The sequence below is a fragment of the Oceanobacillus indicireducens genome (assembly GCF_014647195.1).
GTDB lineage: Bacteria > Bacillota > Bacilli > Bacillales > Amphibacillaceae > Oceanobacillus > Oceanobacillus indicireducens.
This window is the reverse complement of the sequence record NZ_BMOS01000087.1, coordinates 1-575: the sequence shown is the minus strand read 5'-3', so window position 1 is coordinate 575 and position 575 is coordinate 1. Positions and strand designations below refer to the sequence as shown.

Annotated in this window: 1 pseudogene; it reads right to left on the bottom strand. The window is 41.2% G+C overall.

What is annotated here, in order from left to right:
- Window positions 1–575, bottom strand: a pseudogene (locus IEX94_RS19510) (DDE-type integrase/transposase/recombinase); the annotation flags it as partial.

Below are 575 nucleotides of genomic sequence, written 5' to 3'. Positions count from 1 at the left end.
TTTACGGGCAGAGAGCCCATAGTTTACGTGATAAGTTAAAATCAATCCAAGGGTATGGGGCGAAACGTAAATACGCGAAAGGTCTACTTTAGGCTTCTCCGGAGTTTCCTTGGCTAACGGTTTGAAATCGAAGTGAAACTCCCGAAAGATATATCGAACTTTAAATGCCTGTGGATCTTCTTTGAATCGTTTCTTTTCTTCTTTGGTCATTTGGTTCAATTTCTTTTTATAGAAGGAACATTGATTGTTTCTGCACTTAAAGACATAAAAATCTTTACGTTCTTTAATCTTATCCAGGCTCTTCAAACAATGGGGGCATTTGAGAACAGCTTCTTTCAAGTAGCGATTTTGTTTACTGAACAGACACGCACACACTTTACATTGGTATTGGCCTCTGTCTCCGTTGTTGGCATAAAGATAGGCTGCGGGTGCAGAACATCTGGGGCATGTCATCGTCGTTGGTACGGTAACCACACTGTTTTTACGACGCTTAACCGGCTTTAGCTCTTTACCATGTGCAGCCTGGTAATCGTTAAGCAGTTCCCGATAATCTAGTTTATCCAGGGTTTCGATAA